This window comes from Gottfriedia sp. ABJ_BB2_2, assembly GCF_055484705.1.
In genome coordinates this window covers 1-25,546 of the sequence record NZ_JBVFKR010000011.1, presented here as the reverse complement: position 1 = coordinate 25,546, position 25,546 = coordinate 1, and the positions used below count along the sequence as shown (strand labels likewise).

The following is a 25,546-nucleotide window of genomic DNA, read 5'->3' as shown; positions in this document are numbered from 1 at the left end:
TTTAAGGGAGGCAATGGGATGTCTAACAAGGTAATTCAAAAATGGCTTAAAGAAAATATAATCAATATAAAGAATACTTTTCACGATACATCTGATTTGGTTGTAAGAAATATAAAGGTGGGCATAAAAGAATCTGTCGAAATTAATATAGTTTACATAGACGGTATCATTGACTTGGACCATATTCAGGAATATGTGGTTAAACCATTATTAGAACAATTGAAGACTGTTGCTTTTAAGGAATCTGTAATTGATCAAATTATTGAAAGAACGATTGAATCTACAGATGTGAAAACTACGAATCATTATCAAGAATTGACCAATGCGATTGCACAAGGTAGTACTGTTTTGCTAATTAATGGATATCGAAAAGGAATCATCATCCCATCTCCCAAGTGGGCGGAAAGAAGCATAGAAGAATCAATTGGAGAACGTTCGGTAAGAGGTCCGCAAATTGGACTAACAGAAAAAATGAAAACGAATATTAATTTGATAAGAAGTTCCTTAAAGACTCCCAATTTTTGTGTAGAAACTGTAGAATTTGGCTCTATTTCCCCAACATCAGCTTCGATTATATATATAGAAAATATTGTTGATAAAGGTATACTAGATGAAGTTAAAAAGAGGCTAAAAAGTCTTGATATAAAGTATGTTTTAAGTGAGAGAGTATTGGAAGATGTGTTAGATGGAAAACCAAGGTCATTTTTTTCTCGAGTAAGGCATTCAGAACGAATTGACGGAGTAGTATCTTCTTTATTCGAAGGAAGAGTGGCAGTTATTGTTGATGGATACCCTTTTGCCATCATTGCTCCTGCTTTATTTATTGATTTTATTCAGGCACCTGATGAATATCATATTTCACCTGGTAGGTTTACTAATCGAATCATGCGCTTAATCGCCTTTATATTAGGAATATATCTGCCTGGAATATATGTTGCGTTAGCAAATTTTCATAAAGATGATTTGCCAAACAAAATTTCAAAAGCAATCCTTTCAAAGGACGAACTGCTACCAACCTTTTGGGAGATTTCCATTCTTTTATTTTTGATAAAAATGTTAATAGATGTTTCGTTTCGCCTTCCAAAAAGTGCAGTAATTTTGGTTTCTTTAATTGGAACAATCGTAATTGGCCAAACGGCGGTTACTGCAAAATTAATCCACCCAGTCAGTTTAATTGTTATAGGTATAACAACTCTTTCTAGTTTCTTAGTGTTAAACAGAGGTCTAGTTGGAGCTGATACGACTTTAAGACCAGTCTTTTTAATTATTGCTAACTTCTTTGACTTTAACGGTTTAATCATCGCGACAACTATTTTAATCACTTATATGGCGAGTTTAAAATCAGTAGGTGTTCCCTATCTGTCCCCTTTAATCCCATTTAAAATAAAGGAATTTAAAGATACATTTTATAGAGGAGATTTACAGAAACTGATTAACAGCAAACATACTTATACCGAAGAACCTGACTAATATTGTGCATGTAAAGTTAATTGAATAGATATAGTAATGAAAAAAGATACACCATTAATGAATGGTGTATCTTTTTATTCGTACTTGAATTAATGAATTAATACTTTTATTCCTTGGATGATATTCCAAACAAATACGACAAAGTTAATAATAAATACAATTACAAATGCAAAAATAATCCATCCATACGTAGTTTCAATTGAATTAAAAGATAAGAACGAAAGCACAAAAAAGACTACAAACGTGATAAATGGAAGAAAGTGCGAAAATAATGATCGTTTCGCATGAGTTTTAACAAAAGCATCTTTTGAAACGAAATAGACAATGATTGGGAGTAAGAATGGTGCGAAAAATACACTGAAATAACATAATGAAGATAATATTTTATTTGTTTCCATCAGAAACCTCCAAATTAAAATGAATGCTATTCTTATTATAGAACAAATATGATGATAGAATGATTGATTTATTCATAAAAAATTAAAATGATTTAATAATTTGGGATCTAATCAGATGAATTTATACATTTTCATTTTCGGAAGTATAGTGAAGCTCGTTTTTTTGTTTTTTCCGAATGGAGATATAAACAATTAAAATGATTACGATTGGGGCAGAGATACATAATGTTACCCATGGTGCAGCTAATAAGAAATTACCGTAAAGAGTATAGAGCGTTACGATTGGAATCGTTCCGGCTAGCACGGTAGTGATATATGAAAAATAGGGCATTTTGGTTGAAGCAGCAATAAAGCAAGCGCCATCTGTGGGAGCTAAAGGAGTCGCAACAGTAATAAATAAATATTTTTTCCCATTGGAAATAATCTCGTTATTGAGTTTTGGGTATTTTGTTTCCATATATTGTTGAATATGATTACTTAACATACTTCTACTGATTCCATAGATAATGGTTTCAGTTATGAACATACCAATCATTGAAAGGATGATTGTTTCAATAGGGTGAAAAAATAAACTTCCTGCAACAACTAGCATTGTACTCGGAATGAATAAAAAAATTCTAGCACAGAAAATACTTACGAATAATATCATTGGGTGTATTGTGGAATCTTCAATAAAATGCTTAATATCATTTAAAGATAATTGGAACAAATTAAAATGAACGGCTAGTAATAATAAAATAAACCAAGAACTAATTACAATGATTAGAACGACTTTTTTCATGATTAAGCTCCCCTTTGGTTTATGTGAAAATGGAGTGTTATATCATATTCTATTCTTTATAAGCACGAAAACTGATTGTTTTTTTGAAATGAACAATAAATAACATAATTATCTCGAATTTAGAATAATTATTTAATGAGCAACAGATATCTCAAATTAAAGGGATTGAGGTGTAGCTATGCTAGATGAGGGATTATTAGTTATTCGACTTGTTTTAGGAATTATATTGGCAGGACATGGCGTTCAGAAATTATTCGGATGGTTTGGTGGTTATGGAATTAAAGGAACTGGTCAATGGTTAGAGTCGATTGGTGTGAAACCTGGTGGATTTTTTGCATTTTTATCAGGAGCAGCGGAACTAATAGGAGGATTACTTGTTGCGGCAGGCTTGTACACAACAGTTGGTGCTTGGTTAATCATACTGGTTATGTTAGTTGCCATATTAAAAGTGCATTTAAAAAATGGCTTTTGGATTACTTCAAATGGTATTGAATATAATCTACTCATAATTGCTACATCAGTCGGTTTACTTTTAACAGGGCCTGGCTCTTTAACTTTATTTTAATAAATATGAGAGAACATTCATGATATATGGATGTTCTCTTTTTTGTTGTTCTTTTCGAATAGAGTGCTTTATAACTTAAAAGACAGAAGTTGATTAACAGAAGGAACGAGACTCACGTGGGAAATGCGGGAAGGCTGATATACCTGGGGCCTAACAAGTCTGTTTTGTATACATCGATTAGTTACCTATTAAACAATTTAAATATTTTATATGTGAAGGAATATCGCAAAGTGATAAAGAACTTGTCATTTATGAAGATATTGTAGATAGAGTGTTTGCATAGGAACTTTTTTGCTATAATCAAATTTAAACGCTAATACTACAATAGTAGAATAAGGAAAAATGAGGTTATAAAAATGAAAAAAGAAAGTAATTTGATAATTTACGATCTAATTTTGTATTTAGTTTTCCCACTAGTTGGTTATAAACTATTAAAGCCATATATTGGAGATTATTGGGCGATGATTGTCCCAACCATTCCTGGGATTTTATATACATTATTTCGTTTTTGGTATACTAAACAATTTAATGTAACTGGGATTTTCATTATTACTACGATGAGTGTTAGTACTGCATTAGATCTTTTTGCTGGGACAAAAGAAAATTTACTTCTATATAATGTGTATTACCACATTGGCCTAATCGGGGTATTCATTATTCTTTTAGCGATAAAGAAGCCATTACCATATTATTTTATGATTGATATTGCCGCTATTCAGGGACAAGAAAGAGAAGAAAGTAAGATACTTTATAAACATCCTTCACTGTTCAAGTTGTTCCAATATTTGTTTATAGCTTGGATTGTTAAAGATATTATATTTACTGGAGCACAATGGTGGATGCTTGAAACCTATGGTGTGAAGGCTTACTACTCAAGGACTATTATTTTCACAGTCGGTGGCTATATCTTTGGCATTATCATGGCAATCGGTTATGCGATGATTACGATGAGAGCACAAAAAATTAAAGAAAATGAGCAGCAGCCTAAGGATGAAATGATCTTATAGACTGCCCGTCAAACGCTCGCTTTCTGTGTTTCTCCTAATTGCGGTGCTTATTTATGGATCTAAGGTAAGGTAACTACGCTAATTATTCGGCTCCTAAGCCTAAAAAGACAAACGTTTCCAGGTAGTCTGATTTTAGTTAATATAGTTGTCTACAAAATAAGCGCATCTATTATAGATGCGCTTTTTATGTTTCGTTATTTTACGTTTCTAACCATTTCATTTTCCGGTTCGACATGAATTAAAATTTGGGGATTTATGAGAACTTTTTTGATTTCATCTTCTATTTGATCGCAAAGTAGATGAGCTTCTTCAATACTCATGCTAGATGGCAAAACTAGATGAAAGTCGATATGTTCTTCAGCGCCAGATCTTCTTGTTCGTAAATCATGGTATTCAATAAATTGTGTTTTGAAATTTAATAAAACTTGTTCAATTTGTAGTATTTCGCTTGAAGATAACCCGGTGTCTAGTAATGGGGTAAATGATTTCTTTCCAAGCTCTATAGATTCTTTCATTATATATAATGCAATTCCAATCCCTATTAATGCATCTAGTAGTACCCAACCTGTGAGCGAGACTAAAATTAAGCTAGCCGCAACACCTAGCGATGAATAGACGTCTGTTAATAAATGTAATGCATTTGATTGCATTGCGACAGAATGCGTTTCGTCTCCTACTTTTTGAACTTTTTTACCAACTCGCCAATTGATGAAAGCCCCGAGTAGCATCACGATTACACCTATAAAAGGAAGTTTTATTGGTGTAGGGTGAATTAGTTTTTCAACAGATTCAACAATAATCCAAATTCCTGCAATAAAAATGAGAAGTGTTTCAATAGTCCCTGAAATATTCTCAAATTTACCGTGACCATAAGGGTGTTCCTTGTCGGGTGGGCGATTCGAAATTTTCACTGAGAAGAATGCGATAATGGAAGCGACTAAATCTAATAAAGAATGGATTGCCTCCGAAATAATAGCAACAGATCCTGTAATGATTCCAACTACTAATTTTAATAAAACAATAAAAGAGTTACTACAAATGGAAAGTAATGCAATTTTGGTTGAATGCAATCTATTCACCTCTGACCAATTTTTTCTACTTTAGCTAAGAGTGTTGTCCTAAGGCAACAAAAAAGAAAAACCACTAACATGAAGTTAGTGGCTTGTTTTTTTTATATGATGTTTTTTATTATTGATTAGATTTTTCATATTAATCACCTTTTTTTAGCGCGTAATTAGTATTTTATAGTAAAGATAATATTTTGAAAAGAAAAATTTGTTTAGACTAATAAATAGTAAAAAATTGAAATTACAGTTTATTTTTTAAAAAGGTTTGACATCCAATTTTAGACTGTGTTATACATAGACTAATATAATAAAAACAATCTATTCGTAGAGGTTGCATTGTATATGAGTATCGTTTAAGAGAACTGTGGGTTTGAAGACTAAACGAAAAAGGATCCGATGCCGAAGCATTAGAGCGCCACACGCTAAAATGCTGGGACTGCATTTAATAAATGTAGTACTGTCACTTGTATTTGTGAAGAGCTATTGAAGAGATGTGATTGGCAATATCCTTTTTATTTTAAAAGTGATAGGCACATGAACATATCCTTCATGTGCCTTTTTTAATACACTAATACATTGAAGAAGGCTTCTGGTGAATGAACTTGTGTTTAGTTATGAAGGGAGAATATTAATGTATTTACATGGTAATAGTCGAATTGATCATAATGGACATCTAGAAATCGGAGGATGCAGTACAGTTCAATTAGCTGAACAGTATGGGACACCTTTATATATATACGACGAATCTTTGATTGAGTCTAAATGTAGAGAATTTCATGAGGCATTAAAAGAGACTGGATTAAAGTATCAAGTTGCTTATGCAAGTAAAGCTTTTCTTTGTATTGAACAAGCCCGCTTAATAAAAAGAGAAGGGTTTTGTTTAGATGTTGTTTCAAGTGGCGAACTATATACAGCGATTCAAGCAGGGTTTCCACCAGAGAAAATTCATTTTCATGGGAATAATAAATCAATAGAAGAAATTGAAGAAGCATTAGATGCAAAAATTGGTTGTTTCGTTGTAGATAACTTCTTTGAGTTAGAAGTTTTACAAGCGATCGCCGAGAATCGTGGAGAATATGTATCAATTTTATTACGTGTAACACCCGGAGTAGAAGCACACACTCATGAATATGTTATGACAGGACAAGAAGATTCAAAGTTTGGTTTTGATATTACGTCAGGTCAAGCTAACGAAGCAGTTGCCATTTCGTTAAATTCACCGAATTTAAAATTATTGGGAATACATTCTCATATTGGGTCGCAAATTTTTGAGCCAGATGGGTTTGTTCATGCAATCAAAATATTAATGAACTTTTTAAGTGAATTAAAAAATGAATTAGACTATACAGCTGAAATATTAAATGTTGGTGGCGGATTTGGGATTCGTTACACTACTGAAGACGAACCGTTATCAATTGTAAAGCATATTGATCAAATTACTTCTATAATTAAACAACAATGTGAAGAATTATCGTATCCAGTTCCTGAATTATGGTTGGAGCCTGGGCGTAGTATCGTTGGTGAAGCAGGAACAACTCTTTATACGATTGGAGCAACAAAAAACCTACCTTCAGTAAGAAAATATGTATCTGTTGATGGGGGAATGACTGATAATATCCGCCCAGCACTTTATGGATCAAAATATGAAGCTATGCTTGCAAATCGCGCGAATGACGAGAATAAAGAGGTAGTGTCAATTGCAGGTAAATGTTGTGAAAGTGGAGATATGTTAATTTGGGATTGTGAGTTACCAGTTGTTGAGAGCAATGATTTATTAGCTGTATCATGTACAGGTGCATACGGTTATTCGATGGCTAATAATTATAATCGTATTCGTCGTCCGGCTGTTGTATTTGTAAAAGACGGTGTATCTAGAGTAGTGGTACAACGTGAAACGTATCAAGATTTAATTAAAAATGACATGATTTACATTGAAAACTCTTCTATTAGATAATAGAAGAGTTTTATTTCTGTTTCCTAACGATTTTATGTTTGTTTATCGACAGATTAAGACATATTTATCATTTATATTACAATATTGTAACAAAAGCGACTCCCTTCGCAAATCTATGATATAAATACCTAGTAGATAAGCGAGAGGAGACACGCTGAAATGTTTAAAAGAAAACTTACAGTGCTGGCTATAGCAGGTACATTTTTAGTATCTTTAGCGCCGAATGCTTCGGTAAATGCCGAAACGAAAGTAGAAAAAAAGCAAGCTGAAGTAGATAAATTCCAATCACAATTCAAAAAATTAAGTAATGATGTTAAAAAGATAGATCAAAAGATTAAAGATACGAAAGCAAAAATTCAATCTAAAAAAGAAGAAATCTCAGAAACTCAAAAGATTATTCAAGATAAGAATGCTAGAATTACATACTTACAAGACCGTATCGAAAAGCGTAACGAAATGCTAGAAGATCGTCTTGTTGCTATGCAAAAACAACCAAAAGTTAACTTAGTAACAGATGTTCTTTTCAATTCTGATGGTATTGTTGATTTCTTTAATCGATTAAATTCAATTACAACGCTTTTTGAAGCAGACCAAGATATCATTAAAGAACAAGAATCAGAACAAGCTGAAGTTGAAAAAGAAAGACAACTTGTGAACGAGAAAAAAGCATCACTTGTCAATGCAAAAGAAGAGCTTGTAGCGCAAGAAAGCGATTTATCTAAATCACAAGCAGCAAAAGAAAAATCATTAAGATCTGCAGAATATAGATTAAAGCTTGCGGTTAAAGAACTGCAAGATGCAAAAGAAGATGTAAGAGTAAGACAATTAGAACAACAATCACTTGAATTAGCTGAATTATCAAATGATAGTGATGACTCTAGCTCTAGCTCTAGCAATGCATCAGACAATGCTGGCCCATCAGAAAATGAAGGACCAATTGCTTCTGGTAATGCAATTGTAGACTTTGCAATGAAATATCAAGGTGTTCCTTATGTATTTGGTGGAACGTCTCCAAGTGGATTCGATTGCAGTGGATTTATTTGGTACGTATATTCACATAATGGATATGGTTTCTCACGTGCTAACGTAAAATCATATTGGAATATGGCTACAAAGATTAGTTCTCCACAACCAGGAGATTTAGTATTCTTAGAGAATACGTATATTAATGGCCCTTCTCATATGGGTATTTATATTGGTGGTAACAAAATGGTTCATGCTGGAAGTAAAGGTATTGGTACAATCAGCTTAAGTAGTAGCTGGGTACGTTCACACTTCTTAGGATATGGCCGATTCTAATAAATTATTAACCTCGTATTATATTATATATGGTACGAGGTTTTTTATTTCATATGAATAAAGTATAAAAGGCATGACTCAGATATTTCATGAGTCCATGCCTTTTTGATTTTTTACTTGTTCTTGTAACAAGTCACGAATTTCAATTAAAAGTTGTTCCTCTTTAGTAGGTACTGGTGGTTTAGCCTCTTCAATTTCTTTTTTCTTAAAAGAGATTTTACTTAGTAATCTAATGAAGAAGAACACGGAGATAGAAATAATTAGAAAGTCGAATACTGATTGAATAAATGAACCATATTTTATTCCGTGGTAAACTAAGCCAGTAAAATCTTGTTTCCCAATGATTAATCCGAGGAGCGGCGTCATAATATCAGCAACTAAAGAAGAAACAATTTTCCCAAACGCTGCACCGATAATTACCCCAACAGCCAAATCGAGTATATTACCTTTTAATGCAAATTTCTTAAACTCTTCAAACATAGTGATTCCTCCTATATAATATCGTATTAGTTTACATAGAAATCTTAATTGTTTCAAGCAAAGAAACAAGATCCGTAAGCAAAAATATTTATATCAGCACTTCATTATGGTAAATACTAAGTAAGACATTTATTGGGAGGGATTCGAGATGGGGATTGAATTGGCTACATTTGCTGGTGGTTGTTTTTGGTGTATGATCAAACCGTTTGATAAAGAGCCTGGAATACTTAAAGTAGTTTCCGGTTATACAGGCGGAGAAAAAGAGAATCCAACTTACGAAGAGGTTTGTACACATTTAACTGGCCATTTTGAAGCAGTTCAAATTACTTTTGATCCAGAAGTTTATTCTTATGAAAAATTATTGGACTTATTTTGGCGACAAATTGATCCAACTGATGAAGGTGGACAATTTCATGATCGAGGTAGTTCCTATAAAACAGCTATTTTTTATCATAGTGAAGAGCAAAGACAACTAGCGCAAGCATCAAAAGAAGAAATTGAAAAAAGTGGTGTTTTCAAAAAGCCGATTGTTACGGAGGTTTTACCTGCTAAACCATTTTATGAGGCAGAAGAACATCATCAAGATTATTATAAAAAACATCCGATTCGTTACCAGCTTTATTATAAAGGCTCTGGACGCCAAAAGTTTATAAAAGAACATTGGAAAACAGGTCAAGAAGAACTTAAACAGAAGCTTACACCAATTCAATATGCAGTAACACAAGAAGATGCAACTGAACCACCATTCCGTAACGAGTATTGGGATCATAAGGAAAAAGGGATTTATGTTGATATTGTTTCTGGTATTCCTTTATTCAGTTCACTAGATAAATTTGATTCTGGGTGTGGATGGCCGAGTTTTACAAGACCAATTTTAAAAGGTGAAATTGAAGAAAAGAAAGATTATAGTCATGGAATGATGCGAATAGAAGTACGTAGTTCAGAAGCAGATTCACATTTAGGACATGTGTTTGACGATGGACCGGGACCAGAAGGACTGAGATATTGTATTAATTCAGCAGCTTTGAAATTTATTCCTTATGACAAAATGGACGAAGAAGGTTATGGGAATTATAAAAGTATTTTTCTCAATAAATAGATTGATTTAGTCGAGATGAACAAATCTCGGCTTTTTCTTTTTTACGAATTATTTTCAGAATATAGTTACAATACTGTAATTATGTGTTAATATGAAAGTGTCACAAAGTTGTCACATTTAAGGTATTGCATTTAACAAAAATACTACAGGAGGTTATTTATATGAAGCGAGCTGATTATGAAATCGTTGAAACGTATACTCGATATTCAGGTATTGCCTTTTTAATTGGTCTTATTCTTTTTATACTATATTTCACTGGAAGCGGTTACGTACATAATGACGTTGTCTTAACAGTGAGCATTGTATTAATGGGCTCTTGTTCAACATTATTTTTACTAGGAACATTTTTGGGACTGATGTTTTCAGTCTCAACTAGAGAACAAGCTTAAAAAAGAGTGGGTGTTCAATGACTAAAAAGTCAATTTGAACACCCTTTTTATTTTGTTGGATTGTTAAACTTTATTACATATACATTTAATAATGAAGATTTAGACGTACTAGGAGGTGTCGTTTATATGGAATTTTTTAAAAAGTTAAAAGGTATGGATCGTAATGTGTGGATTCGAGTAATCGGTGAAACGATTACAAGTAGTGCAATGATGATGCTGATGCCGTTTTTTGCATTATATTTAGAAGGTAAAGTGGATTCTATGTTAAAAGTCGGTTTCATTATGTCAATTTCACCGATTGCATCATTATTTGGTTCAATGCTTGGTGGGAGATTGGCTGATCTATATGGCCGTAAACGTATGATGGTATTTTCAACTTTTTCATCTTCAATCATTCTTGTTTCATTTTCTTTTGTAGAAGGATACACCGCTTTTCTGATCCTTTCAATTTTATTGGGAATCAGTAATTCATTTTTTGATCCTGCCGCATCTGCCATGGTTGCAGATGTAACTGCACCAGAAGAAAGAACTGAAGCGTATGGACTACTTCGAGTAGGTAGTAATTTTGGTACTGTAATAGGACCTTTACTGGGAAGTTCTATTGTATTTTTTTCGAAGGATAGTTTGTTTTATATCGCTGCAACTGCACTAGGAATCTATAGTATTGCTCAATTCATTTTATTGAAGGAAACATTGCCAGTTGGAAATGCGAAGAATAGTGAAAAGGAAAGCTCAAAGATACCATTTAAAAATGTTGTAAATATTATACTTACTGATAAATTACTTCTTTTTTATGTTGCTACTGGTATTATTATTTCTATGGGGTTCTCACAAATTGAGGGTATGTTACCACTTTATTTTAAACAAAGCTTCCAATCTCATTTTGGTGAGTGGACACCGTATCCATTTCTTATGTCACTTAATGGTTTATTAGTTGTTTTACTACAATTTCCGATTTCAAGTTATTTAGCGAATCGATCAATTGGAAAAACGATGTTTTATGGAACGTTATTATTTGGTTTAGGTATTTTATCTATTGGATTTGCTCCACCAATTTTACTTTCATTTGGATTTGGGAAATGGTTGATTTTATTCATTCTAGGGATCATTTTTGTTTACTACACATTTGGTGAAATGGTTATGTCACCTGTTCAAATGACTTTTGTTGCAAATATTGCTCCAGAAGAACTTAGAGCAACATATATGGCAGTTGGTAGTATGAAATGGACAATTGGAGGATTCCTTGGTCCATTATTAGGCGGATTCTTATTTGATCTGAAACTAGGATTATGGCTATTCGTCATTTTAGGGACTGGGGTAGTTATTTCTGGTGCCATGTATCGTTCACTTGATGAGAAAGTAGCATTTAGGGAAAAAAACCAAGGGCTAGCGCAATAAAGCGCGGCCTTTTTTATTTGCGTAATTAGGGAAAAACATGAGAGATGATTCTTTGAGCGATCTGCTTTGGCTGCTGATTGTATTTCTATCACAACTCCAACGTATTTGCATATGTTGTAAAGAAATATAGGTTTCTACCCATAAAAGCTTATACAGTTTGGGAGAAAGTGGTACAATAGGAAGAGCAAAAAATAGTAGGGGGAACATCATGAAGATTAAGTTAGGTTTATTATATGGCGGTAAGTCTGCTGAACATAAAGTATCATTACAAACAGCTTTTGCCGTTATTTCAGCTTTAGATCACTCAAAATTTGATGTGTATCCAATTTATATAACAGAACAAGGTGAATGGTTACAAGGTAAACAAATAGAAGGCAAAGTAGAAAGTGTAGCTGCTTTAAAATTCTCAAACGAAGATCAACATGTAAGTGAAATTGCTCCTGTTGCATTAACTTCATCAATTATTCCTGCAGCATCAAATCAAGAATCTACTGGACCAGTTGATGTAATATTCCCGTTATTACATGGACCAAATGGTGAAGACGGAACAGTTCAAGGATTACTTGAATTATTAAATATCCCTTATGCTGGAAATGGTGTATTAGCATCAGCAGCAGGTATGGATAAAGTCATCATGAAAAATTTATTTGCTCAAGCTGGCATTCCACAAGCGAAGTATGTTCACTTCTTAAAAACAGAATGGAAGGAAACAGCTGAATCTTGTTATGAAAAAGTTGAACAAGAGCTAGGTTATCCAGTGTTTGTTAAACCAGCTAATCTAGGTTCAAGTGTTGGTATTAGTAAAGCGAAAAATCGTGAATCTTTAGTTGCCGCATTTGAAGAAGCATTCCAATTCGACCGTAAAGTTATTATTGAAGAAAATATTGTTGGTCGTGAAATCGAAATTGCCGTTTTAGGTAATGATAAAGTTGAATGTTCTGTTGTAGGTGAAATTAAACCTTCAGTAGAGTTTTATGATTATAATGCTAAATACGAAAGTGGCGAAACAGGATTAATTATTCCTGCACCAATCGAACAAGAAACGTATGAAAAGATTAAACATTATGCAGAAGTAGCTTTTAAAGCGATTGATGGTTCTGGTTTAACTCGTGCGGACTTCTTTGTAACTGAAGATGGTGGTGTATTAATGAATGAAGTGAATACTATGCCTGGTTTCACGCCATTTAGTATGTATCCGCAATTATGGCAAGCTTCAGGTTTATCATATTCTAGTTTAATTGAGAAATTAATTAACTTAGGTATTGAAAGACACGAACAAAAACAACAAATTAAATATAATATTTAACAATTGAAAACACTATTCATGATTGAATAGTGTTTTCATATGAATAGATAGAAATACTTCGGATAGGAGTCGGTAATAATGGCGATCGTGCGTACTTTATCACAAATTGTAAAGATGATACCTGGAAGTCAGTTAGTAGGTAGTGATCTATTAATTAATGGGGTATCAACAGATTCACGCGGAGATTTAAATGGGAAATTATTTATACCAATTATCGGTGAGAGGTTTGATGCACATGAATTTCTTCCTCAAGCTATCGAAAATGGTGCAAGTGCAGTTCTTTGTTCAAAAAAATATGCAAAAGCTCCAACTAATACTCCTGTCATTTTAGTTGATGATACGTTAGAAGCGCTACAAGCGTTAGCGAAATCATATTTAAAAGAATGGAATGGAAAAATAGTTGGTATTACAGGTAGTAACGGGAAAACTTCTACAAAAGACATTTTAACTAGCATCCTTTCAGCAAAATATAAAGTACATAAAACACAAGGGAATTTTAACAATCATATTGGCTTACCACTAACAGTTCTTTCGATGGATGAAGATACAGAAGTTGCCATTTTAGAAATGGGAATGAGTGATTTTGGTGAAATCGAGTTTTTATCAAAATTAGCGGAGCCAGATGCTGCAATTATCACTAATATTGGTGAATCTCATATGCAAGAATTAGGGTCTAGGGCAGGGATTGCAAAAGCTAAACTAGAAATCGCAAGTGGACTTTCAAAGGAAGGCTTACTTGTCATTAATGGAGATGAACCCTTATTATTGGATGGTACAAAAGATCAACAGTTTTCTTATACAATTGAAACGTTTGGATTTAATGAACAAAATGATTATTATCCTACATTAATAGAAATGAATGAATCTGGTAGTGAATTTGAAATAAATAAAACAAATAATTTTCGTTTCAAATTGAGTGTACTAGGAAAACATAATATTAGTAATACTTTGGCAGCGATAGCGGTAGCTAGAAAGTTCTCTTTAACTTGGGAAGAAATACAATTAGGTATGCAGAATCTAGAAATGACGAAAATGCGAATGGAGTTATTAAAAACTAAAAATGGGCTAACAATTATTAATGATGCTTATAACGCGAGTGTTACCTCGATGAAAGCAGCCCTTTTATTTGCTGCGGAATTAACTGGCTATAACAGAAAGTTTGTTATCTTTGGCGATATGTTAGAGTTAGGTGACCAAGAAATTGCTTTTCATGAAGAGATTGGTGAAGAGGTTGTAAGACTTCAATTTGATTATTTATACACTTATGGTTCATTAAGTAAGTTTGCAGCAGTTTCTGCATTTGAACAAATGGACTCTTCAAACATAAAAAGCTTTGATGACAAAAATAAATTAATCGAAGTTATAAAACAAGAAGTTAAACCAAATGATCTTGTTTTAGTGAAAGCCTCTAGAGGAATGAAGTTAGAAGAAGTCGTTAATGCTTTACTAGAAACAAACGAGTAGAGAGAAATAGTAAGTAACATAAGTATTGCTACTAATTATATTTTTAACGTGACAATTAATTGGAAGAATTGCTCAGGCGCAAAATAAATATGTGCTGGATTACTATGTTAAAAGTGAGGAAACATGGGGAAATTAAGGAAGTTGGACCATTGTTCTCCGCACAAGAAGGAATCAAAATCATGCTGAAAAAATATAACTTCATTTGCTTTTTAGATGGAATGTCCGTATAATGAGTAGATATTGTTTCCTTTTCATGATACTTCGGACATTGTTTTCCACTAAAAACGAACCTTCCAAATGTGAACAGTCACGAAACATATAATTTTTATAGATATAATTGAGATACAAAGGAGATTAACCAAATTGACAACATTTCAAGAATTAGGATTAAGTAGTAAAATCCTGTTTGCGATTGAAAAACTTGGCTTCGAGGAAGCTACTCCAATTCAAGCGCAGACTATTCCATTAGCAAAACAAGGCCACGATGTAATTGGTCAAGCGCAAACTGGTACTGGTAAAACGGCCGCTTTCGGTATTCCTTTACTAGAAAAAATTGATGTAGATAATAACCATGTTCAAGGACTTGTTATTGCACCTACACGTGAGTTAGCGATCCAAGTTGGCGAAGAATTACACAAAATTGGTCTGAACAAAGGCGTTAAAATCCTACCGATATACGGTGGACAAGACATTAATCGTCAAATGCGTTCATTAAAGAAATTCCCACATATCATTGTAGGAACTCCAGGTCGTATTCAAGACCATATTAACCGTCGTACAATCCGTCTTAACAACGTTAATACTGTTGTTTTAGATGAAGCAGATGAAATGCTAAACATGGGATTCATTGAAGATATTGAAGCAATCTTAAAAGAAGTCCCTGAAAATAAACAAACGCTTCTATTCTCAGCTACAATGCCTGACCCAATTCGTCGCATTGCAGAAACTTTTATGACAAATCCACAAATCGTAAAAGTTCAAGCGAAAGAAGTTACAATGCCTAATATTGAACAACATTTTATTGAAGTTCAAGAAAAGAAAAAATTTGACGTGCTTACACGTTTATTAGATATCCAAACACCAGAATTAGCTATTATTTTTGGTCGTACAAAGCGTCGTGTTGATGAATTATCTGAAGCATTAAACCTACGTGGTTATGCTGCTGAAGGTATTCATGGTGATTTATCACAAGCAAAACGTGAGCAAGTACTTCGTAAATTTAAAGCTGGTTCAATTGATGTATTAGTTGCAACTGATGTAGCAGCTCGTGGATTAGACATTTCTGGTGTAACACACGTTTATAACTTTGATATTCCTCAAGATCCTGAAAGCTATGTTCACCGTATTGGACGTACAGGTCGTGCTGGAAAATCAGGTATTGCGATGCTATTTATTACGCCTCGTGAGTTTAACCAATTAAAGAATATTGAACGTACAACTAAACGTCGTATGGAACGTATGACTGCACCTACATTGGATGAAGCAATTGAAAGTCAACAACGTATTATTGCTGAAAAATTAACTTCAACAATGGAAAGTGATAACTTAGCATTCTACAAACGCATTGCTGAAGAATTACTTGAAGAGCATGATTCAGTTAGTGTTGTAGCAGCAGCATTAAAAATGTTAACTAAAGAACCAAATGAAACACCAATCAGATTAACTGATGAGCCACCAATGGTAAAACGTGACCGCGGTGGACGTGGTGGCGGTGGCGGTGGATACCGTCGCGGCGAAAACAAACGTGGTGGCGGAGATAATCGCCGTGGTGGTGGAGACCGCCGTGGAGATGGTCGCCGTGGTGATAGAGACGGAAACCGTGGTGGAAACTTCCGTAGCAAACGTAGTGAAGGTTCTGGTTCTCGCGATAATAATCGTGGCGGACAACGCAGACACCAAGATAGCAGTAAATAATAAAAATGAAGGTACATGGTTAAATCCGTGTACCTTTTTGTTTTGAAAAGGAGTTTTTCTAGAAGATTATCTTTTTGGATTTAAAGTGACAAAGTCAAGAGTGATTATAACGGAAAGTGCGAGACTCCTGTGGGAGTTGCGGAAGACAAAGACCCCTCAAGCAAACAGTCTTAGAAAATAATCTGTGTGATTTTACGCATTTTCCATAAACTAAGGAAAAATGTAAGAAAGTTGGATTTATATGCTTGTAAGACTTGGTTATGTTGCAATGAGTATGAATTTACAAAATGCATCTCCGTCAAAAACTATGACATTTGCACAGTTTTTAAAACAAAAAGATAAAGAAGCTGCGATAAGAAAACTAGAACTCATTTCAAAAACAAATATTTATAATTGTTTACGGTTACTTAAACACAATAAAGCACATGATATATCTTTTTTTCGATTAAGTAGTAAGCTGATTCCGCTAGCTAATCACGAAGAACTTAAGGATTGGAATTTTATGAAGCCTTTAAAAGAGGAATTAAATCAGCTTGGTGAATTTGCTTTCAAAAACAATATGAGAATCGATTTTCATCCGGACCACTTCGTTATTCTAAACTCGGTTGATGAAGAACTGTTAAAGTCATCTGTTAAAACATTAAAGATGCACTACCAACTTTTAAAAGCAATGAAAATAAATCCTGAGCATCGTTGTGTATTACACGTTGGTGGTGGGTATGATGACAAAGAGAAATCGTTAGAACAACTGGTAGAAAATTTTAGCTCGGTGCCGTCTCCAATTCAAAAGATGTTAATGTTCGAAAATGATGATACAACATTTACGTTTGATGAAACATTATTTGCATGTGAAAAGCTAGGTGTGCCGATTGTTTTTGACTATCATCATCACTTGGTGAATCACGTAAACGAACTGTGGACTGAAAATTGGGATCGAGCAGTCAATACGTGGACAGTTTCTGAATTGCCAATGAAAATGCATATTTCAAGTCCAAGAGATGAAAAAGACATAAGAGCACACGCTGATTATGTAGACTCTTCTATGTTTCTTACTTTTTTAAATGAAATATATGGCTCAGTTAACCAAATTGATTGTATGATTGAAGCAAAACAAAAGGATAATGCACTTTTTAAACTGATGGAGGATTTAAAAAGTCATCCTTCAGTTGAAATTGTAAATGATTCTAGCTTTAATTTTAAACCGTAGGAATGAAAGTAAGGGTGAGGAAATGATTGTAGGTATAGGATTGGACTTAGTAGAGATTGAAAGAATGAAAGAGATTATTGTATCGCAACCACGTTTTGCAAATAGGATTTTAACTGAGGCTGAATATGACATTTATAAAAATCTCACTGAGCGCAGAAAATTAGAGTTTTTGTCAGGAAGATTCGCGGCTAAGGAGGCTTGTTCGAAGGCATTTGGTACAGGGATTGGAAAAGAACTGAGCTTCCATGATATAGAAATATTGAATGATGAAAAAGGGAAACCGGTTCTATCAGTAGATTTGCCTTTTATTCCTTTTTTATCTATTACACACACTGAGCACTATGCTGCCGCACAAGTTGTTTTACAGCAATTATAGACAAAGTAGTTTAAACAGTTACGAGTTTAGTGACTGTTTTTTATTTTGTAATTTTTTTAGTTTAGCTTGTCATGCTAGTCTGCATATTTTAGAGCTTGACCTCATATAGTTCTATGAGGATAGGAGAAGCAAGGTTGCAACGTGCATGAATAAATCTAGGTTAAACTTCTTAGCTACTCGCGCACATTTATTCTATTGCCTTTGCATGAGATTCTCTTTTTACAATATAAGAGGCACAAAGGAGCTGGGGAGATGAAGAAAAAGCTTGTAGCGATGCTTTTGGTCTTTACGTTATTTTTATCATTAGCTGCATGTGGTAAGAAATCTAGGGAAGATGTTGTAGGTTCATTAAGTAATAAGATGGAAAAAATGAGTGGTTATCAGGCGGATGCTACATTAACAATTAATAACGGAAATGATCCGCAGAAATATGAAGTAGTCATTTGGCATAAAAAACCTTCATATTACCGAGTACAATTAAAAAATGCTAAAAGCGATCAAAATCAAATCATTTTACGAAACAAAGAAGGCGTATTTGTTTTAACTCCTGCACTGAACAAGAGTTACCGATTCCAAAGTGATTGGCCGTCAAACAGCAGCCAACCATATTTACCGGAATCATTAGTAAATGATTTAGTTCAAGATAAAGATGCTACGTTTAAATCAACTAAAAAGGGTTATGTATTCGAAACGAAAACTAACTATACAAATAAACAATTACTTCCGACTCAAGAAATCACTTTTAATAAAAAAGGTTTAACACCTGAGTCAGTTAAGTTATTAGATTCAGATAAAAATGTTGTGTTAGACGTTCAATTTGATAAAGTGAAATACAATCCGAAGTTCGATAATGATGCATTTGATGTGAAGAAAAACATGACAAGTGCACGTTTAAGTGTCCCAACGTCAACTAATAATGAATCAGACTTATTAGTAACGCAATACCCTAATAAATTAATGAAAGGTGTAACATTAGAAGACCAACAAGAAGTTAAGACTGAAAATGGTGTTCAAGTTATTCTTTCATATAAAGGTGATAAATCATTTACTTTAATTGAAGAAAAATCGCGTATTTCAGAAACAGGTACTGTCATGGAAATCAGTGGTGAACCAGTTGACTTAGGCTATACTGTCGGTGCTCTTTCAGACAAAATGATTTCTTGGTCACATGGAGGCACGGACTTTACAATTGTATCTAGTAACTTAACGCAAAGTGAATTAATTGAGGTTGCTCAATCAGTAGGCCAAACAGGAACAAAATAAACATATTTACAAACTTGAGAAAAGGCGTGATGAAGTACTATCACGCCTTTTTATATTTGAAATAGACTATTTGTATAAGGTTAAAGGTTGACATTTCTTGTATTTAAGCAAATAATTTTACACATATATATAAAGAGCAAGGGTAAAACGATAAGGAAGTGTAAATTATGTCAGAAACGCCATTTTATCGCGACACATGGGTTGAAGTGAATTTAGATGCGATTGAAGAGAACGTTAAAAATATTGTATCGCTTTACCCTAATCATCAAGAAATATATGTAGCTTTAAAAGCAAATGCATATGGACATGGTTATATAGAAGTAGCAAAACAAGTATTGAAGTCAGGTGCAACCCGTTTATTAGTTGCATTCATTGATGAAGGGATTTTTCTTCGTAAAGCCGGAATAGATGCTCCGATTTTAGTGTTAGGAGCAACTAGAGCACAGGATATAAATATAGCAATCAAACATAATTTGACTTTAACAGCATATAATGTTGATTGGCTAGAAGATATCACGAATTATCTTTCAGATTCTGATGTAGTAACGATTCACATTAAATTTGATACTGGAATGGGAAGATTAGGTCTAAAAACAAAGGCTGAGTGGGAAAAAGCTTCAACTTTATTAAAAAAATCATCGATCAATCTTGAAGGAATGTTTACTCATTTTGCGACAGCAGATGAACTAGATCGATCATATTTTCAGCAACAATTAGATAGATTTTATGAAATGATTGAATGGGTTAAGGACAGCGGTTTTTCACCTACATTAATTCATTGTGCAAATAGTGCTGCAGCAGTATTAGAAACTGGCTTATTTAATACAGTGCGTGTTGGAATCATTATGTATGGTTTAACACCATCCTTGGAAATGAAGTCAGAAATTCCGTTTAGCTTAAAGCCTGCGTTATCATTTTACACAAAAATTTCTCATATAAAGCAGCTACCTGCAAATAGCGGTGTCAGCTATGGAGCAACTTATAAAACATCTGATGTTGAATGGATTGCTACGCTACCTGTAGGATATGCAGATGGTTGGCTTAGAGACATGCAAGGTTTTTCTGTACTAGTAGATGGCGAAAAAGCAGAAATAGTAGGTCGAGTCTGCATGGATCAATGTATGATAAAACTATCCAAACAGTATCCAGTAGGGACTAAAGTGACGTTGATCGGGGATAGTAATGATAAAATTGTGAGTGCGGAAGATGTTGCATCTCATATGAATACGATTAATTATGAAGTCACTTGTCTAATAAATAATAGAGTTCCAAGAGTGTATAAAAAAGATGGGAAAATTAGGTCCGTTAGTAATTATCTAGTAGCAAATGAATTTGATAATTGATGTATTAAAGTATGAAACACGCTTATTTGGTTAAGATAAACGAAGATATGTGTCTTTCCATTCTTTGAAATTAATGGTATGATGTAATATAGGGAGATATATGGGTAATAGTTGATTCTGGAGGTGCTGAAACTTGTCCGAACTAAATGCGACAACTGAAATCACAGTACGTTTACCAAAACACGTAGTAAGCGAACTAGATGGATTAGTAAAGCAAGAAAACGGTAATCGAAATGAATATATTTATCAAGCGACTAAGATGTTTTTGAAGGATCGTAAAAGACGCCAAAGTCGAGAGCAAATGCGACGTGGATACATGGAAATGGCTAAAATCAACTTATTAATATCTTCTGAGTCATTTTATGCTGAGTCTGAAGCGGATTCGAAAGTGGAGCGCTTAGTTAGCGGGGGGTAATCACTTGATAGTAAAACGTGGCGACGTATATTTTGCAGACCTTTCCCCTGTAGTTGGCTCTGAACAAGGTGGAGTTCGTCCGGTTCTCATAATACAGAATGATATCGGTAACCGTTTTAGTCCTACCGTTATAGTCGCTGCGATTACAGCACAAATCCAAAAGGCAAAACTTCCAACTCATGTTGAAATTGATGCTAAGAAATACGGATTTGAACGTGATTCGGTTATCTTACTAGAACAAATTCGAACGATTGACAAACAGCGGTTAACTGATAAAATTACTCATCTTGATGATGAAATGATGGATCAGGTTGACGAAGCGCTGCAAATCAGTTTGGGACTTGTTGATTTTTAAAAGTTGCTATATGCAGCTTTTCCTACATATTTTTAAAATAATGATTAAAATTGCTTTGTAACCCTTTCTATTTGGAAGGGTTATTTAAGTACGCAAAAATAGTCAGATATCGGAGGTCGTAAACATGTCACAGCAATTAGTTAAAAAAATTGCGTCTGAACTAAATATTTCCCCACAACAAGTGTCTACTGTTATTGAATTAAAAGAAGAAGGGAATACAATCCCCTTTATTGCGAGATATCGAAAAGAAAAAACGGGATCATTAGATGAAGTACAAATTCATTCAATCCTTGAAAAATATGAATATGCAGTTAACCTGCAATCAAGAAAAGAAGAAGTCATTCGTTTAATACAAGAAAAAGGAAAACTAACTGAAGAATTACAAAAAAGTATCCAAGTAGCTTCTAAATTACAAGAAGTTGAGGATTTATATAGACCTTATAAAGAAAAAAGAAAAACGAGAGCAACAGTTGCAAAGGATAAAGGCCTTGAACCAATTGCTGAATGGATGTTTCATCTACCAAAAGAAGGCTCACTTGCTGATGAAGCATTAAAATATATTAATGAAGAATTAGAAGTACATACCGTTGATGATGTAATACAAGGTGCGAAAGATATTGTTGCAGAATGGATTGCAGATGATGCGAACTATCGAAAATGGATTAGAGAAGCTACTTTTAGAAAAGGTTTAATAGAAGCTAGTGTAAAAGATGCTGATAAGGATGAGAAAAAAGTTTATGAAATGTATTATGAGTATTCAGAACCTATTTCTAAAATAGTACCCCATCGTATTCTGGCAATGAACCGTGGTGAAAAGGAAGACATCCTGAAAATCTCAGTACAGTCACCTTATGAAGAAATCATTTCTTTTCTAGGACGAAATGTAATTAAAAAAGAAACTTTTGTTCGTTCAATTTTAATGGAGGTTGTTGAAGACGCATATAAACGTTTAATTCAACCATCAATTGAGAGAGAAATACGTAAGGAACTATCTGAAAAGGCTGATTCTCAAGCAATTAACATTTTCTCAGAAAATTTACGTTCATTATTATTGCAACCACCTTTAAAAGGGAAGGTAGTGCTTGGAGTTGACCCTGCATTTAGAACGGGTTGCAAGCTAGCAGTAGTTGATGAGACCGGGAAGGTTCTAAAAATTGATGTCATTTATCCACATCCTTTTAAAGGAGAAAAGGTTGAAATTCAACAGAAGAAAAGGGAACAAGCTGTTGCAAAAATAAAAGATATTCTTTTGCAATTCAAGATTGAAATGGTTGCAATCGGAAATGGAACTGCATCGAGAGAAACCGAATTATTTGTTTCAGAGATTTTAAAAGAGACAAATAAAGATATTTATTATGTAATTGTGAATGAAGCGGGTGCGAGTGTTTACTCTGCTTCAGAATTAGCACGTGAAGAGTTTCCTAACCTGCAAGTTGAGGAACGTAGTGCGGTTTCTATCGCTAGGCGATTACAAGATCCTTTAGCAGAATTAGTGAAAATTGATCCGAAGTCAGTTGGCGTTGGATTGTATCAGCATGATGTTTCTCAGAAAAGCTTAAATGAGTCATTAACGTTTGTTGTTGAAACTTCTGTAAACCAGGTAGGGGTAAATGTTAATACTGCTTCGGTTTCACTACTTCAATATGTATCGGGGTTATCAAAAACTGTTGCAAAAAACATCGTAAACTATCGTGATGAAAAAGGTAAGATAGCAAACAGGAAAGAATTGAAAACGATTCCTCGCCTTGGTGCAAAGACTTATGAACAATGTATAGGATTTTTACGTGTCCTAGAAGGTGACGAGCCATTAGATCGTACAGGCATTCACCCGGAGAGCTATGGACAAGTTAAAAAATTACTGAAGCAATTAAATATGTCTTCAAGTCAGCTTGGCTCTAATGAATTAAAAGAAAAAATAAAAGGGTTAAATATAGAAGAAATTTCAGGTCAGCTAGATATTGGAGAAATTACGTTAAAAGATATATTAAATTCCTTAATGCAGCCAGAAAGAGATTTACGAGATGAATTAGCAGCACCATTATTACGACAAGATGTACTTAATATAGAAGATTTGAAAATTGGCATGCAGTTAGAAGGTACTGTTAGAAATGTCGTTGATTTTGGTGCATTCGTAGATATCGGATTAAAAAATGATGGCCTTGTTCATATATCACGAATGAGTAGTAAATTTATCAAACATCCATTAGATGTAGTATCTGTTGGACAAGTTGTAAAAGTTTGGATTGCTGAAGTGGATCAAAAAAAACAAAGAGTAGGCTTGTCAATGCTTCCGATTGAATCAAAAGAAACAGTCAAAGCTTAATTTTTTGATAGTAAAACCAACATTGATTTAATAATTTTATTTGATAGCGGTTTTTTTCATAAAAAGCTTTTTGCATTTGGGTTTTCAGCCAACTTGGCATAACCATATGAAAAACCTCCAGCTTAAAAATCTTCGCCCATCTTTTACTTGGAAGATGGGCGACATATTAAATGAGTGAGGGGTAACCTTCCAATACCTTTATAAAAAGGATAACGAAATTGTTCATTTTAAAGATGAATTTTACGCCATTGTAGAGAGATTTACTAAGAGCAACTCATTTAGTATAAATTGTACGATTATAATCTTTGAAATTCTCATTTGTAAGTTTAATGTATGCAGATACCTAGAAAAATGTGAGTTGTATATTAGTTAATATAAAAAGAAATAAGGAATATAGAATCAGTTAAGGGAAGATATGAGGATGGAAAACGAAACACTACAAAAATTAGTTGAGGAATTATCATTGCAATATTTTAACCGTCCATTTTTACATCAAGCTACCTTTAATGCTAGATTACGAACTACCGGAGGACGGTATTTATTAAAAACAAGTAATGTTGAATTAAATAAGTTGTATTTCCATGAACATGGAATTGAAGAATTAAAGGGTATTATCTTACATGAATTATGCCATTATCATCTCCACATAATGAAAAAAGGATTTAAGCATGAGGATAAGGATTTTAAAGAATTATTAAAACATGTTGGTGCACCAAGGTACTGCAAACCTTTAACGAAAACAACTAAAAAGAGAACTGTACCATATAAGTATCGCTACGTATGTACAAAATGTGGGCAAACGTATTTACGAAAGAGAAAAGTGGACTTGAAACGGTTTGTTTGTGGAATATGCAAAAGTACATTAAAACAGTTATAAATAGTATTGACAGGCTATATATTCATAGTTTATATTATTACTTGTCACCACTTACCAGAAAGTGTTGATGAATAATTTATATTATTCCGCAGTAGCTCAGTGGTAGAGCACTCGGCTGTTAACCGAGTGGTCGTAGGTTCGAATCCTACCTGCGGAGCCATTATTTTAGAGAAGTACCCAAGTGGCTCAAGGGGCGCCCCTGCTAAGGGTGTAGATCGCTAACGCGGTGCGAGGGTTCGAATCCCTTCTTCTCTGCCATACATACGGCCCGTTGGTCAAGCGGTTAAGACACCGCCCTTTCACGGCGGTAACACGGGTTCGAATCCCGTACGGGTCACCATTATTTTATTACGGAGGATTAGCTCAGCTGGGAGAGCACCTGCCTTACAAGCAGGGGGTCGGCGGTTCGAGCCCGTCATCCTCCACCATTTAATTTTATACGGTCCCGTGGTGTAGCGGTTAACATGCCTGCCTGTCACGCAGGAGATCGCCGGTTCGATCCCGGTCGGGACCGCCATTATTTACTACATAATGTAGTATTTTTTCTTTTTTTGGAGATAATATTTTAGGTATCTAATTTATTGTCATTTAGGTGGTAGGATTGTGATTATCTTTAGGAGATAATTCGAGAGGTAAGACCAATACAACATAGAGAAAGATTAAAATACATATTATGTGAGATAGTGATTTTGATTTTTAGTGTGATCTAATGTCGGATTGTCTTTATCTTGAGGAGTTAATTCAAGGGGTAAATACAATAAAACATAAAGAAAATCCTGCGGTGCAAAATCAAGTA

Annotated in this window: 24 protein-coding genes, 5 tRNA genes and 1 riboswitch; of the genes, 24 read left to right on the top strand and 5 right to left on the bottom strand. The window is 33.9% G+C overall.

Annotated features, from left to right (window positions below; translation table 11 throughout):
• The first annotated feature begins 18 nt into the window (after positions 1-18).
• Positions 19-1,470 carry a spore germination protein gene (locus tag ACX6U0_RS18245; RefSeq protein ID WP_464961292.1) on the top strand — a complete coding sequence of 484 codons (1,452 nt, stop codon included), beginning with the start codon at positions 19-21 and terminating at the stop codon, positions 1,468-1,470.
• Positions 1,471-1,559: 89 nt separating this feature from the next.
• Here ACX6U0_RS18245 and ACX6U0_RS18240 read toward each other — a convergent pair whose 3' ends face one another.
• Positions 1,560-1,868 (bottom strand): magnetosome magnetite crystal formation protein family, encoded by a 309-nt coding sequence (locus ACX6U0_RS18240; protein WP_464961291.1) that lies wholly within the window; start codon positions 1,866-1,868, stop codon positions 1,560-1,562.
• A gap of 121 nt (positions 1,869-1,989) precedes the next feature.
• Positions 1,990-2,649: a TVP38/TMEM64 family protein gene (locus ACX6U0_RS18235; protein ID WP_464961290.1), complete on the bottom strand. Its 660-nt coding sequence runs from the start codon at positions 2,647-2,649 to the stop codon at positions 1,990-1,992.
• Positions 2,650-2,827: 178 nt separating this feature from the next.
• Between ACX6U0_RS18235 and ACX6U0_RS18230 the strand changes: the two genes are divergently transcribed.
• Together ACX6U0_RS18230 and ACX6U0_RS18225 are read left to right on the top strand one after the other, a co-directional pair.
• Complete coding sequence (locus tag ACX6U0_RS18230) at positions 2,828-3,214, top strand: DoxX family protein (RefSeq protein WP_464961289.1); 387 nt, start codon at positions 2,828-2,830, stop codon at positions 3,212-3,214.
• Between the two features lie 356 nt (positions 3,215-3,570).
• On the top strand, positions 3,571-4,221 hold the full coding sequence (locus ACX6U0_RS18225; RefSeq protein WP_464961288.1) for a VC0807 family protein: 651 nt from the start codon (positions 3,571-3,573) through the stop codon (positions 4,219-4,221).
• A 194-nt stretch (positions 4,222-4,415) separates the two neighbouring features.
• Here ACX6U0_RS18225 and ACX6U0_RS18220 read toward each other — a convergent pair whose 3' ends face one another.
• A complete protein-coding gene (locus ACX6U0_RS18220; RefSeq protein ID WP_464961287.1) occupies positions 4,416-5,291 on the bottom strand; it encodes a cation diffusion facilitator family transporter in 876 nt (291 codons plus the stop codon).
• Positions 5,292-5,605: 314 nt separating this feature from the next.
• Positions 5,606-5,779, top strand: a riboswitch (Lysine riboswitch).
• 140 nt (positions 5,780-5,919) lie between these two features.
• On the opposite strand from ACX6U0_RS18220, the gene lysA reads away from it, so the two are divergent.
• Together lysA and ACX6U0_RS18210 are read left to right on the top strand one after the other, a co-directional pair.
• Entirely contained in the window at positions 5,920-7,242 is a 1,323-nt protein-coding gene (gene lysA / locus ACX6U0_RS18215; RefSeq protein WP_464961286.1) for a diaminopimelate decarboxylase, read from the top strand.
• A 159-nt stretch (positions 7,243-7,401) separates the two neighbouring features.
• Positions 7,402-8,541 carry a C40 family peptidase gene (locus ACX6U0_RS18210; protein ID WP_464961285.1) on the top strand — a complete coding sequence of 380 codons (1,140 nt, stop codon included), beginning with the start codon at positions 7,402-7,404 and terminating at the stop codon, positions 8,539-8,541.
• Positions 8,542-8,628: 87 nt separating this feature from the next.
• On the opposite strand, the gene mscL is transcribed toward ACX6U0_RS18210, so the two are convergent.
• Positions 8,629-9,021, bottom strand: a complete 393-nt coding sequence (gene mscL / locus ACX6U0_RS18205) for a large conductance mechanosensitive channel protein MscL (RefSeq protein WP_464961284.1) — start codon at positions 9,019-9,021, stop codon at positions 8,629-8,631.
• Between the two features lie 148 nt (positions 9,022-9,169).
• On the opposite strand from mscL, the gene msrB reads away from it, so the two are divergent.
• From msrB to ACX6U0_RS18140, 13 genes are all read left to right on the top strand, one after another.
• Entirely contained in the window at positions 9,170-10,120 is a 951-nt protein-coding gene (msrB, locus tag ACX6U0_RS18200; RefSeq protein WP_464961283.1) for a peptide-methionine (R)-S-oxide reductase MsrB, read from the top strand.
• 161 nt (positions 10,121-10,281) lie between these two features.
• On the top strand, positions 10,282-10,509 hold the full coding sequence (locus ACX6U0_RS18195) for a hypothetical protein (RefSeq protein WP_464961282.1): 228 nt from the start codon (positions 10,282-10,284) through the stop codon (positions 10,507-10,509).
• 126 nt (positions 10,510-10,635) lie between these two features.
• Entirely contained in the window at positions 10,636-11,907 is a 1,272-nt protein-coding gene (locus ACX6U0_RS18190; protein WP_464961281.1) for an MDR family MFS transporter, read from the top strand.
• A 205-nt stretch (positions 11,908-12,112) separates the two neighbouring features.
• Positions 12,113-13,213 (top strand): D-alanine--D-alanine ligase, encoded by a 1,101-nt coding sequence (locus tag ACX6U0_RS18185; RefSeq protein WP_464961360.1) that lies wholly within the window; start codon positions 12,113-12,115, stop codon positions 13,211-13,213.
• A 78-nt stretch (positions 13,214-13,291) separates the two neighbouring features.
• The gene (locus ACX6U0_RS18180; RefSeq protein WP_464961280.1) at positions 13,292-14,677 is read left to right on the top strand and encodes a UDP-N-acetylmuramoyl-tripeptide--D-alanyl-D-alanine ligase; all 1,386 of its coding nucleotides are present in this window, start codon (positions 13,292-13,294) and stop codon (positions 14,675-14,677) included.
• Positions 14,678-15,040: 363 nt separating this feature from the next.
• Positions 15,041-16,591: a DEAD/DEAH box helicase gene (locus ACX6U0_RS18175; protein WP_464961279.1), complete on the top strand. Its 1,551-nt coding sequence runs from the start codon at positions 15,041-15,043 to the stop codon at positions 16,589-16,591.
• 241 nt (positions 16,592-16,832) lie between these two features.
• Positions 16,833-17,798: a UV DNA damage repair endonuclease UvsE gene (gene uvsE, locus ACX6U0_RS18170; RefSeq protein ID WP_464961278.1), complete on the top strand. Its 966-nt coding sequence runs from the start codon at positions 16,833-16,835 to the stop codon at positions 17,796-17,798.
• A gap of 22 nt (positions 17,799-17,820) precedes the next feature.
• The gene (acpS, locus tag ACX6U0_RS18165) at positions 17,821-18,174 is read left to right on the top strand and encodes a holo-ACP synthase (protein ID WP_464961277.1); all 354 of its coding nucleotides are present in this window, start codon (positions 17,821-17,823) and stop codon (positions 18,172-18,174) included.
• Positions 18,175-18,426: 252 nt separating this feature from the next.
• Positions 18,427-19,437, top strand: a complete 1,011-nt coding sequence (locus tag ACX6U0_RS18160) for a LolA family protein (protein ID WP_464961276.1) — start codon at positions 18,427-18,429, stop codon at positions 19,435-19,437.
• Between the two features lie 167 nt (positions 19,438-19,604).
• On the top strand, positions 19,605-20,780 hold the full coding sequence (gene alr / locus ACX6U0_RS18155) for an alanine racemase (protein WP_464961275.1): 1,176 nt from the start codon (positions 19,605-19,607) through the stop codon (positions 20,778-20,780).
• Between the two features lie 133 nt (positions 20,781-20,913).
• Positions 20,914-21,195 (top strand): CopG family ribbon-helix-helix protein, encoded by a 282-nt coding sequence (locus ACX6U0_RS18150; RefSeq protein ID WP_069033898.1) that lies wholly within the window; start codon positions 20,914-20,916, stop codon positions 21,193-21,195.
• Between the two features lie 4 nt (positions 21,196-21,199).
• Positions 21,200-21,550, top strand: a complete 351-nt coding sequence (ndoA, locus tag ACX6U0_RS18145) for a type II toxin-antitoxin system endoribonuclease NdoA (RefSeq protein ID WP_056476047.1) — start codon at positions 21,200-21,202, stop codon at positions 21,548-21,550.
• 124 nt (positions 21,551-21,674) lie between these two features.
• Positions 21,675-23,873 (top strand): Tex family protein, encoded by a 2,199-nt coding sequence (locus ACX6U0_RS18140; RefSeq protein WP_464961274.1) that lies wholly within the window; start codon positions 21,675-21,677, stop codon positions 23,871-23,873.
• Here the strand turns inward: ACX6U0_RS18140 and cmpA are convergent.
• Positions 23,863-23,973 (bottom strand): cortex morphogenetic protein CmpA, encoded by a 111-nt coding sequence (cmpA, locus tag ACX6U0_RS18135; protein ID WP_088003988.1) that lies wholly within the window; start codon positions 23,971-23,973, stop codon positions 23,863-23,865. The genes ACX6U0_RS18140 and cmpA overlap by 11 nt on opposite strands.
• A 321-nt stretch (positions 23,974-24,294) precedes the next feature.
• Between cmpA and ACX6U0_RS18130 the strand changes: the two genes are divergently transcribed.
• From ACX6U0_RS18130 to ACX6U0_RS18105, 6 genes are all read left to right on the top strand, one after another.
• Complete coding sequence (locus tag ACX6U0_RS18130) at positions 24,295-24,750, top strand: SprT family protein (RefSeq protein WP_464961273.1); 456 nt, start codon at positions 24,295-24,297, stop codon at positions 24,748-24,750.
• Between the two features lie 85 nt (positions 24,751-24,835).
• Positions 24,836-24,910 (top strand) — tRNA-Asn (locus ACX6U0_RS18125).
• A 7-nt stretch (positions 24,911-24,917) separates the two neighbouring features.
• A tRNA-Ser gene (locus ACX6U0_RS18120) sits at positions 24,918-25,008 on the top strand.
• Between the two features lie 7 nt (positions 25,009-25,015).
• Positions 25,016-25,090 (top strand) — tRNA-Glu (locus ACX6U0_RS18115).
• A 12-nt stretch (positions 25,091-25,102) separates the two neighbouring features.
• Positions 25,103-25,178, top strand: a tRNA-Val gene (locus tag ACX6U0_RS18110).
• Positions 25,179-25,191: 13 nt separating this feature from the next.
• Positions 25,192-25,267: transfer RNA gene (locus ACX6U0_RS18105), tRNA-Asp, on the top strand.
• The last annotated feature ends 279 nt before the right edge of the window (positions 25,268-25,546 follow it).